General features: G+C 68.7%; 15 protein-coding genes. 7 read left to right on the top strand and 8 right to left on the bottom strand.

Annotated features, from left to right (window positions below; all coding sequences use genetic code 11):
- Positions 1-11 precede the first annotated feature (11 nt).
- Genes NX02_RS14090 through NX02_RS14055 form a run of 8 tightly spaced genes read right to left on the bottom strand, consistent with a single transcriptional unit; the run spans position 12 to position 7,195 of the window.
- Positions 12-1,163, bottom strand: a complete 1,152-nt coding sequence (locus tag NX02_RS14090) for an acyl-CoA dehydrogenase family protein (protein WP_025292841.1) — start codon at positions 1,161-1,163, stop codon at positions 12-14.
- A 1-nt stretch (position 1,164) separates the two neighbouring features.
- The gene (locus NX02_RS14085) at positions 1,165-1,914 is read right to left on the bottom strand and encodes an enoyl-CoA hydratase family protein (RefSeq protein WP_025292840.1); all 750 of its coding nucleotides are present in this window, start codon (positions 1,912-1,914) and stop codon (positions 1,165-1,167) included.
- Positions 1,914-3,005, bottom strand: a complete 1,092-nt coding sequence (locus tag NX02_RS14080; RefSeq protein WP_025292839.1) for an NAD(P)H-dependent flavin oxidoreductase — start codon at positions 3,003-3,005, stop codon at positions 1,914-1,916. The genes NX02_RS14085 and NX02_RS14080 overlap by 1 nt, the downstream gene beginning before the upstream one ends.
- A 4-nt stretch (positions 3,006-3,009) precedes the next feature.
- On the bottom strand, positions 3,010-4,191 hold the full coding sequence (locus NX02_RS14075; protein WP_025292838.1) for a lipid-transfer protein: 1,182 nt from the start codon (positions 4,189-4,191) through the stop codon (positions 3,010-3,012).
- Entirely contained in the window at positions 4,188-4,625 is a 438-nt protein-coding gene (locus NX02_RS14070) for a Zn-ribbon domain-containing OB-fold protein (protein WP_025292837.1), read from the bottom strand. Before NX02_RS14070 ends, NX02_RS14075 begins: the two co-directional genes overlap by 4 nt.
- Positions 4,622-5,407: a CoA-transferase subunit beta gene (locus NX02_RS14065; RefSeq protein WP_025292836.1), complete on the bottom strand. Its 786-nt coding sequence runs from the start codon at positions 5,405-5,407 to the stop codon at positions 4,622-4,624. Before NX02_RS14065 ends, NX02_RS14070 begins: the two co-directional genes overlap by 4 nt.
- Positions 5,408-5,417: 10 nt before the next feature.
- Entirely contained in the window at positions 5,418-6,305 is an 888-nt protein-coding gene (locus NX02_RS14060) for a CoA transferase subunit A (RefSeq protein WP_039996591.1), read from the bottom strand.
- Positions 6,302-7,195, bottom strand: a complete 894-nt coding sequence (locus tag NX02_RS14055; RefSeq protein WP_025292834.1) for a VOC family protein — start codon at positions 7,193-7,195, stop codon at positions 6,302-6,304. The genes NX02_RS14060 and NX02_RS14055 overlap by 4 nt, the downstream gene beginning before the upstream one ends.
- A gap of 236 nt (positions 7,196-7,431) precedes the next feature.
- Between NX02_RS14055 and NX02_RS14050 the strand changes: the two genes are divergently transcribed.
- The 7 genes from NX02_RS14050 to NX02_RS14020 are packed head-to-tail and all read left to right on the top strand — an operon-like array spanning position 7,432 to position 14,050.
- Positions 7,432-8,460: a zinc-dependent alcohol dehydrogenase gene (locus NX02_RS14050; RefSeq protein WP_245648848.1), complete on the top strand. Its 1,029-nt coding sequence runs from the start codon at positions 7,432-7,434 to the stop codon at positions 8,458-8,460.
- Positions 8,453-9,706 carry a sulfotransferase family protein gene (locus NX02_RS14045; protein WP_025292832.1) on the top strand — a complete coding sequence of 418 codons (1,254 nt, stop codon included), beginning with the start codon at positions 8,453-8,455 and terminating at the stop codon, positions 9,704-9,706. The genes NX02_RS14050 and NX02_RS14045 overlap by 8 nt, the downstream gene beginning before the upstream one ends.
- Positions 9,703-10,920, top strand: coding sequence for a hypothetical protein (locus NX02_RS14040; RefSeq protein WP_025292831.1), 1,218 nt, complete (start codon positions 9,703-9,705; stop codon positions 10,918-10,920). The genes NX02_RS14045 and NX02_RS14040 overlap by 4 nt, the downstream gene beginning before the upstream one ends.
- A 12-nt stretch (positions 10,921-10,932) precedes the next feature.
- Complete coding sequence (locus tag NX02_RS14035; protein WP_025292830.1) at positions 10,933-11,691, top strand: SDR family NAD(P)-dependent oxidoreductase; 759 nt, start codon at positions 10,933-10,935, stop codon at positions 11,689-11,691.
- Positions 11,691-12,098, top strand: a complete 408-nt coding sequence (locus NX02_RS14030) for a VOC family protein (protein WP_025292829.1) — start codon at positions 11,691-11,693, stop codon at positions 12,096-12,098. Before NX02_RS14035 ends, NX02_RS14030 begins: the two co-directional genes overlap by 1 nt.
- A complete protein-coding gene (locus NX02_RS14025) occupies positions 12,088-12,939 on the top strand; it encodes a sugar phosphate isomerase/epimerase family protein (protein WP_025292828.1) in 852 nt (283 codons plus the stop codon). The genes NX02_RS14030 and NX02_RS14025 overlap by 11 nt, the downstream gene beginning before the upstream one ends.
- Positions 12,932-14,050 (top strand): Gfo/Idh/MocA family protein, encoded by a 1,119-nt coding sequence (locus tag NX02_RS14020; RefSeq protein WP_025292827.1) that lies wholly within the window; start codon positions 12,932-12,934, stop codon positions 14,048-14,050. Before NX02_RS14025 ends, NX02_RS14020 begins: the two co-directional genes overlap by 8 nt.
- Positions 14,051-14,055: the final 5 nt, after the last annotated feature.

Raw genomic sequence — 14,055 nt, 5'->3', positions numbered from 1 at the left:
GTCCGCCTCCCTCAGCGTGGCAGGCCGAGCAGCCGCTCGGCGATGATGTTGCGCTGGATCTCGTTGGATCCGGCGTAGATCGGGCCGGAGAGCGAGAAGATATAGCCTTCCAGCCACGCATTCTCGCTGCCGTCCGGCAATGTGCGCAGTTCGGACGCGGCGCCGAGCAGGCTCATCGCCGCGCGGTTGGCGGCGCGGTCCAGCTCCGACCAGAAGATCTTGTTGAGGCTCGCCTCGGCGCCGATATGCGCGCCGGCGATCACCTGCGAGGCGACCGCATAGGTGTTGAGCGCATAGGCTTCCGCATCCATCCACGCCTGCAGCACCGCCTCATGCGCCTGAGGGGAAGCGGTGGCGGCGTGGCGGCGATAGAGTTCGACCAGCCGCCTGGTCATCGCCTGGAAGCGGGAGGGGGAGCGCAGCATCAGCCCGCGTTCGAAACCGGCGGTCGCCATCGCGACGTTCCAGCCTTCGCCTTCGCCGGCGATGCGGTTGGCGACCGGCACGCGTACCTCGTCGAAGAACAATTCGGCGAAGCCCGGCTCGCCGTGAAGCTGCCGGATCGGCCGGCGGGTCACCCCGGGCGCGTCGAGATCGAAAAGGATGAACGAGAGCCCCTTGTGCCGCTTCGACTCCGGATCGGTTCTGAACAGGCCGAAACCCCAGTCGGCGAAGGAGGCGCGGCTCGACCAGGTCTTCTGGCCGGAGATCACATAATGATCGCCGTCGCGCACCGCGCGGCTGCGGATCGCCGCCATGTCGGACCCGGCATTGGGCTCCGACCAGGCCTGCGCCCACATCACCTCGCCCTTCGCCATCGGCGTCAGGAAACGGGCCTTCTGCGCGTCGCTGCCATAGTCCATGATCGTCGGGCCGAGCAGGAAGATGCCGTTCTGGTTGGCGCGCAGCGGCGCCCCGGCACCCCAATATTCTTCCTCGAAGATCAGCCAGCGGATGAGGTCGAGCCCGCGCCCGCCATAGGCTTCCGGCCAGGTGACCATGCCCCAGTTGCCGCTGGCGAGTTGGCGTTCCCAGGCGACATGCTGGTCATAGCCTTCCTGGCCTTCCAGCGTCCTGAGCGGCGTGGCGGGCACATGCGCCCGCATCCAGCCACGGACTTCGGCGCGGAACGCGCGCTGTTCGTCGGTGTAGGCGAGGTCCATGTCAGAAGGTCGCCGCCTTGCCGGTCTCGACGAAGGCGTCGCGCGCCTTCTGCGAATCCTCGTGCATGTACATTTCGAGCGTGAAGCCCTGTTCCCAGCGATAGCCGCGATCGACGTCGCGCGGTTCGAGGCCGTTGAGCGCCTCCTTGGCGATCACCAGCGCCTTGCGGCTCTTGCCTGCGATCTTGGCGCAGAAGCCGCGCGCTTCCTCGATCAGCGCATCGCGCGGCACCACCGCTTCCACCGCGCCCAGCCGATAGGCTTCGGCCGCGGGGATGTTGCCGCCGGTGAAGAAGGCGGCGCGCACCTTGTGCAGCGGCAGCATGCGCGACAGGTGGCTGGCACCGCCCATCGCGCCGCGATCGACCTCTGGAAGCGAGAAATAGGCGTCGTCGGATGCGATGATCGTGTCCGACGCGCCGCAGATGCCGATGCCGCCGCCGATCACGAACTTGTGGGCGGCGACCACCACCGGCACCTCGCAATCGCGGACCGCTTTGAAGGTCAGGTAATTGCCGCGGTTGAGCGATGTGATCCGCTCGGGGTGCGCCTGCATCTCCTTGATATCGACGCCGCCGCAGAAACCGCGGCCCTCGGCGCGGATCAACACCACGTTCACGTCCGGATTGTTGCCCGCCGCGTGGATCATCGCCGGGATGGCGTTCCAGGTCGCGCTGTCGAACGCGTTGACCGGCGGCACGTCGAAAACGATCTCGGCGATGCGATCGCCGATCGTGGTGGTGATCGGCATCAGAGCACTCCGGCCGGGGTTGGGGTGGGCGCAGGGGCGAGCGCGGCAAGCCGCGCGCGTGCCTGCGCGACAATGGCGTCGATCAGTTCCGCGCAGGTCGGCAGGTCGCCGAGCCGGCCGGCGACGACGCCCGTCGCCATCAGCCCGCCATCGGCATCGCCCTCCACCACCGCGCGCTGGATCAGCATCGGCGCGGCGGCCGCCATCATCGCCTGCGGCAGGCTGAGCCCGCCATGGCTGGTCATGCCCTTCGCCGCCGCGAGCAGTTCGCCATAGGAAGCGCCGCTCTGCCTCTTCATCTGCAGCCCGCTCTCGACCGCGCGGCGCCAGAGCCCCATGCCGGAAGAGCGTTCGATGCGGTCGAGCGCGGCGTTGCGGATCATCCGCTGGGGAAGGCCGTCGACCTTGGTCGAGACGAGGATATCGTCGGTGCCGGCCTTCACATAGCGCGCCTTCACATTCTCCGGCGGCGCGCTCTCGCGGGTCATCAGGAAGCGCGTGCCCATCGCGATGCCGACCGCGCCGAAGGCCAGTGCTGCGGCGAGGCCGCGCCCGTCGGCAAACCCGCCAGCGGCGATTACCGGCACCTGCACCGCGTCGAGCACCTGCGGCAACAGCACGGTTGTCGGCACCGATCCGGTATGGCCGCCGCCTTCGCCGCCCTGCACGGTCACGGCGTCGACGCCGAGCTGCACCATCTTCTGGGCATGTTTGACCGCGCCGACGGTGGGCATGCACAGGATGCCCGCATCCTTGAAGCGCGCGATCATCTTCGCATCGGGCCCACGGCCGAAGCTCACCGCGCGGACCTGCGCGGCATGGTCGACGATGATGTCGACGATCTCGGCGGCGCCGGGCTGGAAACTGTGGAAATTGACGCCGAACGGCTGGTCGGTGCCGGCGCGCACGGCCTCGATCGCCGCGCGCGCCTCCGCCGGCTGCATCACCGATGCGGCGAGGAAGCCGAAGGCGCCGGCGTTGGAGGTGGCGATCACGAGCGGCGGCGTCGCCACCCAGCCCATCGCGGTCTGGACGATCGGATAGCGGCAGCCGAGCAGGCGTGTCAGCGGGGTTTCGAGAGCGTCCGCCATCGGCTCACCGCTTCACGATCACGGAGGAGCCATGGCCGAACAGCCCCTGGTTGGCGGTGATGCCCACCTTGGCGCCATCCACCTGCCGCTCGCCCGCGCGGCCCTGCATCTGCCAGGCGAGTTCGCAGACCTGCGCGATCGCCTGCGCCGGCACCGCTTCCCCGAAGCAGGCGAGCCCGCCCGACGGATTGACCGGGATCCGGCCGCCCACGCGGGTGGCGCCGTCGCGGGTGAGGGCGGCGGCATCGCCGCGCGCGCAGAGCTGCAGATCCTCGATCCAGTCGAGCTCAAGCGCGGTCGAAAGATCATAGACCTCGGCGACCGAGATATCTTCCGGGCCGATGCCGGCTTCGGCATAGGCCTTCTGCGGCAACGCCGCGCGGAAGCTGCGCGCATCGGCGGCAACCGCGCTGTCGGTCGCGAGATCCGGCATCTCGACGATCGCCGAGGCGAAGGTCGGCGTGATCGTCGAGATCGCGGCGACGCGCGGCGCATCCGCCCTGCCGATGCGGCGGGCATAATCGAGGCTGGAGACGATCAGGGCCGCGCCGCCGTCCGACGTGGCGCAGATGTCCATCAGCCGCAACGGATCGGCGACCATCGCCGAACCCGCGACATCCTCCAGGGTAAACGCCTTGCGATAGCGCGCCTTGGGGTTGGCGAGGCCGTGCGCGGCGTTCTTCACCTTCACCCGCGCGAAATCCTCCTGGCTGTCGCCATAGATCTCCATCCGCCGCCGCGCGTAGAGCGCGAAATAGGTCGGATTGGTGATGCCGACGCGGAAGCGCACCCAGTCGGGATCGTCGGGACGGTCGCCCTTCGCCGGCGCGAGGAAGCCCTTGGGGGTGGTGTCCGCGCCGATCACCAGCGCGACATCCGCCTGGCCGCTGAGAATCTTGGCACGCGCGGCGGCCAGCGCCTGTGACCCGCTGGCGCAGGCGGCATAGCTCGTGTTGACCTCGGCGCCCTGCCAGCCCAGCGCCTGCGCGAAGGTGGCGCCTGCGACATAGCCGGGATAGCCGCAGCGCATCGTCGCCGCGCCCGAGACGAACTGCACGTCGCGCCATTCGATGCCGGCCTCGGCCAGCGCTTCCTGCGCGGCGGCGACGCCATAGCCGACGAAGTTGCGGCCCCATTTGCCCCACGGGTGCATGCCCGCGCCCAGGATCGCGATCTCGCCGTTCATGACCGCGCCTCCATCGGCTTCCATTTCCATACGAGCCTGCCCTCGGGCGCGATGCGATCGGGGATCGTCTCGACCACCAGTTCCATCGCCAGCCCGGCCCTCAACTGCTCGACGCCGACGCCCTCGACGACCTGGCCGAGCACGATCATCTTCTCGCGCTCGAGCTCCACCGCGGCGATCGCGTAGGGCACGAAGGGCTCGGCCGCGATATAGGGTTCGGGCGGCGTGTAGCAGGCGTTGGTGAAGGACCAGAGCGTGCCGGTCCGCGACAGCTCGACCGTCTCGAACTGCGTGCTTTCGCACGCCGGGTTGCGGCAATAATCGTCCTGCTTCGGGAAGTAATAGCTGCCGCACGCCGAACAGCGCGTGCCGATCAGATGTGGCGCATCTCCGGTGGTGAACCAGCCGTCGAGAACGGGCTGCGGTTCGCTCATGCACGCCTCCCCGGCGGATTATCCTTGAACACCGCCGCGCGCATGTTCTTCGGATCGAGCCGCGCGATGATCGCCAGCGCATCCGCGTCGGGCGCGGGCGTGTCTCCCAGATCGTCGGGGCGGATCAGCGGAAAGCCGGTCGCCGCCTGCACCTCCTCGAAACTGACGCCGGGATGCAGCGAGCGGACGCGCGGCGCGTGATCGGGGCCTTCGAAATCGAGCACGCACAGATTGGTGACGACGCGGCGGATATCGACCGCGCTGTCGTTCATGCCTTTCTGCCAGCGTGCCGGGTTGTAGCCGACGCCGCCGACGATATCGACCTCGCCCTCGACGAACACGCGCTTCGAATGGTTGGGCACGAACATCGAATTGATGTGGTTGGCGCTGTTGCCCGGCAGCCCGCGCATGCCGAGCATCGCGATCTTGGGCTTCGCATAGTCGCCGACGCCGGAGAGGTTGGTCTGCCCCCAGCGGTCGATCTGCAGCGGACCGATGATCACATGGCGCCTGCCGGACCAGACGATGTCGAACACGCGGGCGTAAGACATATAGCCGGAAAGCGGCGGCGGCGCGGCGCGGGGCCCGAGCGGGATCGGATCCTCGATCAGATAGGCCTCGCCATCGGTCATCATCAGTTCGGGGCTGTGCGTCAGCCTGGCGAGCCCGGCGCCGAGACGGGGCAAGGTGCCGATGCCCGAGGCAAGCACTTCGCCATTGCCGCGGAACGCATCCGCGCAGGCGTTGATGGCGAGTTCCGCCAAAGTATAGTCGGTGGTCATGCCCTGGTCCTCAGAAGACCGGCAGGGGCAGGGCGGCGATCGCCTCCGCGCCGCCGACCCGGTCGACATAGCCGGCCTCATCCTCGCCGATGATGTCGCGGCGATAGGCGGCCCAGCCGCCCTCGGCATCGGCCGCGGCCGCATAGGCCTTCATCGCCTTGAAATCCCAGCCATGGTGCGGCGGGTTGGTGGTGGGATGCGCGCCGAAGCGCGTCTCGATCACCCCGCTCACGAAGCAGCGCTCGTAGAGATTGTCCTTCGCGGTCGCACCATCGAGCACGAGCGTATCGACCACCTCGTCGGCGCTGACGAAGCAGCGGTCCGCCGCGCGGGCGAAATGCTCGTCGAAGAAGGGATCGGGCCCCTGCGTCAGCGTGTTGCCCATCCGGTCCGCCTTGGTCGCGTGCAGCAATGCGACGTCGAGCTTCAGCGCCGGCATCGCCAGCAGCACCTCGCCATCGTCATAGGGGGAGGCGACCGTCCGGAAATCCGGATTGACCGCCAGCACGTCCGAGCCGAGCCCGGTACGGGTCGGGAGAAAGGGCACGCGCATCGCGGCGGCGCGCAGCCCCCATTGCAGCAACCCTTCGTCCAGCTCGCGGGCATCGAGCGTGCCCGCCTGCCGCGCCTGGCGGAAGAAGGGATCCGCCGGGATCGCGTCCATCGAGACGAAGCCGTAGACGAGCTTGCGGATCTTGCCCGCCGCCAGCAGCATGCCGACTTCGGGCCCGCCATAGGCGACGACGGTTAGATCCTTGAGCTCGCTGCGCAGGATCGCGCGGACCAGCGCCATCGGCTTGCGCCGCGGGCCCCAGCCGCCGATGCCGATGGTCATCCCGTCGGCAAGCTGCGCGACCATCGCCGCGGCGCTGATCCTCTTGTCCAGTCCAGCACTCATCCGCCGAAATCCCATTTGTGGCCCCACAGATCTTCCTTGATCGTGAAGGTCGGCGTCACTTTGGTCCAATCATCAGTCTGTTCACCGCCACAGCCGAATTCGATGTCGAATCCGGTTGGACTGCGCATGTAAAAGCTGATCATCTTGTCGTTGGTGTGCCGCCCGAGCGAGGACGAGATGTGGACGCCGGCGGCAACCGCGCGATCCAGCGCCATGCCGACATCGTCGATCGTCGGCACCTCCACCATCGTATGGATCAGCCCGGTGGGCGCGGGGAACTCGCCCACCGCCACCGTGTGATGGCGCGGCCCGGCGGCGTGCATGAAGCTCATGCCCAGGCCCTGTTCGGGGCCGCCGGGGAAATGGACGCGCATCTCGTCGCTGTCACCGAAGCCCAGCAGATCCTTGTAGAAGCTGCGGGTGGCATCATAGCAGGTCGTGGGCAGCACGACATGGCCGAAGCCCATCTCCCCGGTGATGAAGGCGGGCACGCCCACCGGCGACACGAACGGCGTCCCCGCGACGATATTGCCCCACACCAGTTCGATCATGTTGCCGGCGGGATCGTCGAGCGTCACATAGCCGCGCACGTGGCGCAGCCTGGCGCCCTCGGTATCGCCCTCGGCGACCGCCACGCCGGCACCGCGCAGGCGATCGATCGCCTGCTGCCATTCGGCCTCGCTCGGGCATTCCAGCCCTGCGCACAGATAGCGGTCCTGATCACCCTTCTCGATGCGGAACCGCCAGGGGCGGCCATCGAGCCTGAGCAGCAGCACATCGTCATCCGAACCCGGGGCGACGGCGGCGCCGACCACCTGTTCCCCGAAGCGTCTCCACGCTTCGAGATCCCGCGATTCGACGCGGATATAGGCGAGAGATCTTACCCCCATAGTGCCCAGCGTCCCTCCCCTGAAATCTGCTTTCCGTTGCCCCACACCTATCGGCACGTCTGCGACCTTTCAAGCGCTTCACGTGAAAAAATGCGCAATCTGATACGCACATCGTTATCTGAAACCCGTTTTGGCCGCGTGACGCGAAGAATGATCGCGGTTATGGCCTTGCCAGCCATGGCGTGCGCGGACTAATCTCGGCGCAACGCGGAACAACCGCCGGCAAGGGAGAGGGTATGGACGCCGGAACCATGAAGATGGTCAGGGTGCACGGACCGGGGGCGGTCTCGCTCGACGATGTCGCGATTCCCCGCTGCGGACCCACCGATGTGCTGGTTCGCGTCGCGCGTTGCGGCCTGTGCGGATCCGATCTCGGCTATATCGAAACGGGCGGCGTCGCTGCGCCGGCGACCGAACCGTTCGGCATCGGCCACGAACTGGCGGGCACCATCGAGGCGGTCGGATCTGCGGTGCGCGGCATCGCGGTGGGCACGCGCGTGATCGTCAATCCGATGGGCGATGGCAACGGCATCGGCGCCGGCGCACCCGAAGGCGCGTTTGCGCCGCTGCTGTGCGTTGCCGATGCCACGGTCGGCGGCAGCATCCACCCGATCCCCGATCATGTCGGCTGGGACGCGGCGGCGCTGGCCGAACCGCTCGCGGTGGCGCTGCATGCGGTGCGGCGCGGCGGTGCGACGCCGGCGGACAAGGTGGCGGTCTACGGCGCCGGGCCGATCGGGCTCGGCATCGTCTTCTTTCTCAAGCGTATGGGCGTTCGCCATGTCGCGGCGGTCGATCTGTCCGCGGGACGGCTGGCGCGCGCCGCGCGGCTGGGGGCCGATCTCTGCATCGATGCCTCGCACGAGGATGTCGCCGAAGCGCTCGGCGATGCGCATGGCCGCGCCGACCTGTTCGGCTGGCCGACGGTAGGCACCACCTTGTTCTACGAGGCGGCGGGCGGTCCAGCGGTGCTGCCCGGCATCGTCGCGCTGGCGCCGTTCCACGCGCGCGTCGTGATGGTCGCGGTCCACCACGCGCCGGTCGCGATCGACTGGAAGATGGCGCTGGGCAAGGAGATGAGCTTCATCACCTCGATGGCCTATCCGGACGAGTTTCCGGAGGTGATCGCCGCGCTGTCCGAACCCGGCTTCGATGCCGATGCCTTCATCAGCCATCGCGTGCCGCTCAGCCGGTTCGACGATGCGCTCGCCGCAGCGCGCGACCGCGCCGGATCGGCCAAGATCATGGTGAGTTGCGATGCCTGACGCGATCCATATCGACGACCTCGCCGAGCCGCGCCTGACCGAACGGCAGCGCGCCGCGATCGCGGGGGCGCCGCCGGTGCGCTTCGACGTCGAAGCGGTGCTCGCGGCGGCGCGCGCCGGCACCGGCCTCGACGATTTCGGCGCCGACGATTTCCGCCAACGGCTGGGCCTGTGGCTCGCCAGCTTCGATGCCGATGCCGACCTGACCGATCTCGGTCGCGCGACGGTGTTCGGCGAATGCGTGCGCTACGCCTCCACCCGGCTCCGGCTGGAGGATCTGCTGCGCCGCCACTCCGAGATCGGGCAGATCGCCATCGACCGGCCGATCATGGTCGCCGGGCTGCCGCGATCGGGCACGACGCATCTCGTCAACATCCTCGCGGCGGACCCGCGGCTGCGCTCGACGCCCCTGTGGGAGACGATGGAGCCGATCCCCGCGCCGGAGGACCAGGGCACGCCCGATCCGCGCTATGTCCGCACTGCGGCGATGTGGGGCGCGTTCGAGGAGACGCTGCCGCTGATGCCGGCGATGCATGAGATGGCGCCCGAGCATGTCCATGAGGATATCGAGCTGCAGGGCCCGGATTTCTCGTCCTACCTTCCCGAATGGCTGAGCCGGCCGACGGCATGGCGCGATCATTATCTGACCGCGGATCAGACGCCGCATTATGCCTATGCCAAACGCATGATGCAGGCGCTGACCTGGCTGAAGGGGCCGCGCCGCTGGGTGGTGAAATCGCCGCCGCACATGGAAAACCTGCCGGCGCTGATCGCGGTGCACCCCAGCGCGATTGTGCCGATCACGCATCGCGATCCGGTGGCTGTGCTGCAATCGGCGATCACGATGATCGCCTATGGCGACCGCATCCGCCGCAAGCGCCAGGATCTGCCCGCGCTCGCCGCCTGGTGGATCGACCGCATCGAGGCGCTGTTGCGCCGCTGCGTGCGGGATCGGGATGCGATCCCGGCGGCGCAATCGATCGACATTCTCTTCCACGAATATATGGCCGACCAGAAGGCGACCGTCGCGCGGGTCTATGCGATGGCGGGGCTGGAGATGACGCCCGAGGCGGAGGCGCGGATCGACGCCTTCCTTGCCGCCAATCCGCGCAACAAGCATGGCCGCGTCGTCTACGACCTGATCGGCGATTTCGGCATCGACATCGGCGCGCTGCGCGAGCGCTTCGGCTTTTACTATGATCGCTTCCCGGTCGCGCGCGAGCGGGTGACGGGGGAACGGACGTGAGCGGCGCCGACCGGCTGCTCTCGGGCCGCGCATTCGAGGATTATCTGGAAACCGTTCGCGTGGCCGCGCGGATGATCGAGCGGTTCGGCGACGAGGTCGACGATCTCGATCGGGCCGAATGGTATCGGTTCGTCACCCGGCTCATGCGAAACGGCTTCGAGCGTTTCGTCGAGAATTGCGAGCCCGAACGGCCGCGGCTGCGCGACACGCCGTGGCGGCAGGCGATCAACTTCCAGTCGCCGGACCAGGATCATCTGCTCGCCGAGTTCGTCGACGGCCGCCACGCTTATCGCATCACCGGCAATCGCGGCACGATCCCCTATTTTGTCATCGCGAGCTGGCGCGCGCCGCAACCGGTGGCGCCCGGCGCGCAGGACTGGGCGGGGCGCGGCGAGGCGGGGCTCGCCGACTTCGATCCCGCGACCCTGACCACCACCGGCTTCCTCCAGAGCGACGCGATCCGCTTCGCGGGCAATGGCGATTTCGAGATCATCGTCTCGCAGCACAGGCCGGCGGGCGACGTCGCATGGCTGCCGATCACCGCGGATTGCGTCGGGCTGCTCGTCCGCACCGTCTATCATCTGCGGGAGGAAACGATCGCGCCGACGATGCGGATCGAGCGGCTCGACGGGGCCGAACCGCGCCCGGTCCGCGCCACCGACGTGGCGGACGGGCTGGCGAAATCGGCGCAGGTGGTGCTCGCCTATGCCGCGCTGGTGCGGCGCTGGTGGCAGGACAATCTGGGCCAGCGCCCCAACCGCATCCGCTTCAGCCGCGCGGTCTATCTCTCCAATGGCGGCGTGCCCGATCGCCATCATGGCTTCGGCACCTGGGAATGCGCCGCGGACGAGGCGCTGGTGATCCGCTTCACGCCGACGCCCTGCGATTACTGGATCTTCCAGCTCTGCAACATCTGGCAGGAAAATCTCGACAATTATGAGGATGGCGGCGGCCATGTGCAGAAGTATCGCGCCGTTGCCGAACCGGATGGCGCGATCCTGATCACCGTCGCCGCCAGCGATCCCGGCATCGGCGGCAATCATGTCGATCCCTATGGCCATCGCCATGGCGGCATGAGCCTGCGGTTGATCAAGACCGAGGGCGAGCCGCCGCCGGTCCGCCTGTGGCGCGTGCCGCTGGCCGAGCTCGCCGCGAAGGGCCGGGCGCTGCTTGATACGACCGCGCCGATCGAGAGCGGCGAAATCACCGATTGAGGGGGCAGGAGGATGGGCTGGAGCGATCTCCGTTACGATTTTGCCGGCGCGCATGTGCTGGTGACGGGCGGCACGAGCGGCATCGGCGCGGAAATCGCGCGTGATTATGCCGAGGCGGGCGCGGTGGTGACGATCACCGGAACGCGCGGCGACGCCGCCGAATATGACGAGGATCTGTCGGGCTTTCGATACCGGCAACTCGACGTGGAGGACCGCGACCAGATCGCCGAGGTTGCCGCTGCGCAGAGCGAACTCGATATCCTCGTCAACAATGCCGGCCTTGCCCTCGGATCGCTCGGGCTCGACGAATGGGATCCGGCGATCTTCGAACGCTCGCTGGCGATGCACCTGACCGCCGCCTATCGCATGGCGCATGGCTGCCGCGGGGCGTTGGCGCAGAGCAAGCGCGCCGGCGGCGCGTCGGTGGTCGGCATTGCCTCGATGACCTCCTATTTCGGCATCGGCATGATTCCCGGCTATGGCGCGGCGAAAACCGGGCTGCTCGGCCTCACCCGCGTGCTCGCGGTGGAATGGGCGCGGCAGGGCATTCGCGTGAACGCGGTCGCCGCCGGGCTCACCCGCAGCAGGATGACCGCGGGCACCTTCGACGAGATCGAATGGACCGGGCCGACATTGGCGCGCACGCCGCTCGGCCGGCTCGGCGAGCCCGCCGACATCGCCGGCGCGGTGCTGTTCCTCACCAGTTCGGCGGCGTCCTGGATCACGGGGCAGGTGCTGCCGATCGACGGCGGCTTCACGGTGGCCGGCTGATGGGCATCGCGGCGATCGACCATGTCAATGTGCGCACGGCGGAACCGGCACGCGCCATCGCCTTCTATCGCGATGTGCTGGGCATGCGCTTCCAGCCCTTTCCCGGGCATGTGGATGGCGCGCGCGGCGGCTGGATGCTCGACGATGGCGACCATGCCGCGGTGCATATCGGCTCGGCGGCGCTCGCCTATCCGAGCGACGATGCGGTGCCCTGGCAGGCCGGGGCCACGCAGGGCGCGCTGCATCATGTCGCGCTCGCCTGCACCGATCGCGACGCGATCGAGACGCGGCTCGCCGCGCAGGGCGTCGGCTGGACCGCGCACCGCATCGATGCGGTCGAGCTGACCCAGCTTTTCGTCATAGATCCCGACGGCATATTGCTCGAGCTCAATTTCCATGAGCCCTGACGCGCTGATCCTTTCGGCGGGGACGGTGCAGGCCGTGCCCTTCTTCGACCGGCTGGCCCCCGCGCGCGACGCCGGCTTCGCCGGCATCTCGATGTTTGCCGCCGATATGGAGGCGCTGGCGGCGCGGGGCGTCGATGCCGGTGAGGTGCGTACGCGTGTCGCCGATGCCGGGCTGTTCATCCACGAGGTAGAGATCGTCGGCAACTGGCTGCCCGGCGTGCCGACCAAGCCGAATCCGGGGTGGCTGGACGCTTTGCTCCAGCGCACGACCGGCGCGCACGTGATCGCGATCGCCGAGGCGGTCGGCGCGCGCGGCATCACCGTCGCCGAACTGCGCGGCGTCGATTGCCCCAGGGATCGGGCAACGGAGGCGTTCGCCCTGCTGTGCGACCGCGCGGCGGATGCGGGGCTGCATGTCGCGCTGGAGTTCGTGCCGACGGGCTGCATCCCGGATCTCGCCGCGGCGTGGCCGATCGTCGAGGCAGCGGGGCGCGCGAATGGCGGGCTGCTGGTCGATAGCTGGCACGTTTTCCGTGGCACCCCCGATCTCGGGCTGCTCGCGTCGCTGCCCGCCTGGGCGATCAAGAGCATCCAGATCGGCGACGCGCCGGCGGCGCCCGAGGCCGATCTCGACCATGCGATGGTGCATGACCGGCTGCTGCCGGGCGAGGGCGCGCTCGACCTTGCCGGGTTCATGGCGGCGCTGCGCCGGACCGGCACCGCGGCGCCGCTCGGCGTGGAAGTCTTTTCGGATGCGCTGGCCGCACAGCCGATCGCGGCGGTCGCCGCGCGCTGCGCCGCCGCGGCGCGGCGGATGATCGGGGAGAGGATCGATGGCTGAACGACCGGGTGCGGTGGTGGTCGGAACCGGCTTCGGCCTGTTCACCCATGTTCGCGCGCTGCGCGAGGCGGGGTTCGCGGTGCGCGCGATCGTCGGCCGCAATCGCGAACGCACTGCGCATCGTGCGGCGCCGCTCGGCATCCCGCTCGCCACCGACAGCCTCGCCGAGGCGTTGGCCGACCCGGCGACCGTGCTGGTAACGGTCGCGACGCCGCCGCACGCGCATTTCCCGGTGGTGATGGCGGCGATCGGCGCGGGACGCCACATCGTCTGCGAGAAGCCCTTCGCGCGCGATCTGGCCGAGGCGCGGACGATGCGCGACGCCGCCGAACGGGCGGGCATCGTCCATATGCTCGGTGCCGAGTTCCGCTTCGATGGCGCGCAGGCGCTGCTGCGGCGGGTGGTGCAGGATGGGCTGATCGGCGAACCGCGCCAGTTCCTGCGAATCTATCACCAGCCGGGGCTGCAGGATCCGAACGAGACGCTGAGCGACTGGTGGGAGGATGCAGGGCAGGGCGGCGGTTTCCTCGGCGCGTTCGGTACCCACATGATCGACCAGATCCTCTCGACACTGGGCCCGATCATGCGGGTCAATTGCGTGCTGCAGACCCTGGCGCCAGGCCGGCCCAATATGACCGCGGACGACAGCTATGTGCTGCAGTTCGAATGCGCCGGCGGCGCGAAGGGCACGTTGATCGCGGCGTTGGCGGCGCCGGGTCCGCTGGTCATGGCGACCAAGATTGTCGGCACGAAGGGGGGCGCCTGGATCCAGTCCGGCGCCGGCTTCGGCGATCCGGAAGAGGTGTGGGTGAGCGATGCCGCCGGCCAGCGGCCGATCGAAATGCCGCCCGAACTGGCGATGCCACGCCCCGAACCGTTCCCCGTCGCCGACCTGATCCAGACCGAGCAGGATCGCTGGCATAGCATGGGGTTCGATGTCGCGCCCTATGCCCGGCTGTTCGGCGAGATGCGCCGCCGGATCGCCGGTGAGGCGATCAGCGCGCGGGAGACCGCGGGCAGCTTCGCCGATGCCGTGCGCGGCCAGGCGGTGCTCGACGCCGCGCGCGCGTCCGCCGCACAGGGTGCTTGGATCGATGTGGCGCAGGACTGACCATG

The organism is Sphingomonas sanxanigenens DSM 19645 = NX02, assembly GCF_000512205.2.
GTDB classification, from domain to species: domain Bacteria; phylum Pseudomonadota; class Alphaproteobacteria; order Sphingomonadales; family Sphingomonadaceae; genus Sphingomonas_D; species Sphingomonas_D sanxanigenens.
The sequence above is the reverse complement of the archived record's forward strand: the minus strand, read 5'-3'. Positions and strand labels throughout refer to the sequence as shown.

Coding starts and splice junctions, on each gene's coding strand:
- NX02_RS14090 (WP_025292841.1), bottom strand. CDS start 1,163: ATGGACCTCGCCTACACCGACGAACAGCGCGCGTTCCGCGCCGAAGTC.
- NX02_RS14085 (WP_025292840.1), bottom strand. CDS start 1,914: ATGCCGATCACCACCACGATCGGCGATCGCATCGCCGAGATCGTTTTC.
- NX02_RS14080 (WP_025292839.1), bottom strand. CDS start 3,005: ATGGCGGACGCTCTCGAAACCCCGCTGACACGCCTGCTCGGCTGCCGC.
- NX02_RS14075 (WP_025292838.1), bottom strand. CDS start 4,191: ATGAACGGCGAGATCGCGATCCTGGGCGCGGGCATGCACCCGTGGGGC.
- NX02_RS14070 (WP_025292837.1), bottom strand. CDS start 4,625: ATGAGCGAACCGCAGCCCGTTCTCGACGGCTGGTTCACCACCGGAGAT.
- NX02_RS14065 (WP_025292836.1), bottom strand. CDS start 5,407: ATGACCACCGACTATACTTTGGCGGAACTCGCCATCAACGCCTGCGCG.
- NX02_RS14060 (WP_039996591.1), bottom strand. CDS start 6,305: ATGAGTGCTGGACTGGACAAGAGGATCAGCGCCGCGGCGATGGTCGCG.
- NX02_RS14055 (WP_025292834.1), bottom strand. CDS start 7,195: ATGGGGGTAAGATCTCTCGCCTATATCCGCGTCGAATCGCGGGATCTC.
- NX02_RS14050 (WP_245648848.1), top strand. CDS start 7,432: ATGGACGCCGGAACCATGAAGATGGTCAGGGTGCACGGACCGGGGGCG.
- NX02_RS14045 (WP_025292832.1), top strand. CDS start 8,453: ATGCCTGACGCGATCCATATCGACGACCTCGCCGAGCCGCGCCTGACC.
- NX02_RS14035 (WP_025292830.1), top strand. CDS start 10,933: ATGGGCTGGAGCGATCTCCGTTACGATTTTGCCGGCGCGCATGTGCTG.
- NX02_RS14030 (WP_025292829.1), top strand. CDS start 11,691: ATGGGCATCGCGGCGATCGACCATGTCAATGTGCGCACGGCGGAACCG.
- NX02_RS14025 (WP_025292828.1), top strand. CDS start 12,088: ATGAGCCCTGACGCGCTGATCCTTTCGGCGGGGACGGTGCAGGCCGTG.
- NX02_RS14020 (WP_025292827.1), top strand. CDS start 12,932: ATGGCTGAACGACCGGGTGCGGTGGTGGTCGGAACCGGCTTCGGCCTG.